Origin of the sequence: Streptomyces sp. ActVer (assembly GCF_027270795.1) — a bacterium.
GTDB lineage: Bacteria > Actinomycetota > Actinomycetes > Streptomycetales > Streptomycetaceae > Streptomyces > Streptomyces umbrinus_A.
In genome coordinates this window covers 1-1,102 of sequence record NZ_JAPWHT010000929.1, presented here as the reverse complement: position 1 = coordinate 1,102, position 1,102 = coordinate 1, and the positions used below count along the sequence as shown (strand labels likewise).

Genomic DNA, 1,102 nt, shown 5'->3' with positions numbered 1-1,102 from the left:
GGCGAGTATCTCCGGCGTGATGGCGTTCTCGATCTCGGGGGGCGGGGCCTCACCCTGGTCCACCCAGAAGGGGGGTTTCTTGCACTTGTCCCAGCCTGGCGGGTAGCCCTTGTTGACGTACGAGTCCCAGAAGTAACCCTTGCCGGTCTTGTCTTCGTTGAAGTCCTTGTACGGATCACCGCCAACGTACATTTTGCGCTGCTCGGCGTCCCACTGATACCCCGTCGACTCCGCCGCCCAGATCGGCTCCAGATAGGCCTTGAGCTGGGCCGGCGTGTATTTCGGCGCGTACCAGCAGGCAGGCGGGGTCCAGGTCGTGGTGGGCCTCACGGCTCCGACCGAACCGCCACTGCCGTTCTTCGAGCGGTCGAAGACAACGCCGCCGGCACCGGAGGAGATGGTGTCACCGTCAACGCCACCCGACGGACCGGTCGGGGGCGGATTCTGAGTGTTGCCGCCCAGGGTGTCGTCGGCACGCGCGACACCCGCAACGAGAACGAGGGGCAGGAGGGTTCCGACGGCAACCACCGCGGAAGTCGTCGTCAACCTGCGCTTCAGGGCTGGCACTTGGAACTCCCACTCTGAGAGATGATCTTCTGGATTACCCAGACACCCTTTTTGTTCTTCTTGAGCGACGTGTGGTAAATGACGTAGCTCTTCGCGGTGACCTCGGTCTTCTTGACCTTCTTGTCCTTGAGGTACATGACGTAGGCCTTGCCCTGGTCCTCGCAATAGCTGAACGAAGCCGTCCCGTCGCCGCCAATCGTCACGGCTGGGTCGTAGAAGCGGTAGGCGCCCGTGGTTCGAGCCTTGTTCTTCACATAGTTCTGGATGAACTGCTCGGTCCCCGCGGCGGCCTCCCCCTCGTAGTAGTAGAGGTACGGCTTGTCCAAGGCGTTCTGGTTGGCAATCGCCAGGTCGACCGCCTTGACGGACTGCTCGCTGTCTGCGAGGACCGCGTCCTTCTCCTTGTCGCCCGTCTTCGGCCAGTCGAAGGTGTACGTCAGATCCGAAGGCAGCTCGATCTTCGGCCGCCCCGCCGCCACAGAAGCAGAAGCGCTAGGCGAAGCCGACTTGTCCGCTCCCGTGTCGGCGCCCGCGA

1 protein-coding gene and 1 pseudogene are annotated in these 1,102 nt (G+C 63.1%); both read right to left on the bottom strand.

Annotated features, from left to right (window positions below):
- Positions 1 to 462, bottom strand: a pseudogene (locus O3Q52_RS53410) (hypothetical protein); the annotation flags it as partial.
- A gap of 92 nt (positions 463 to 554) precedes the next feature.
- Positions 555 to 1,102 (bottom strand): hypothetical protein (locus O3Q52_RS53405; RefSeq protein WP_269655590.1); only part of this gene is annotated, 548 nt, incomplete at its 5' end.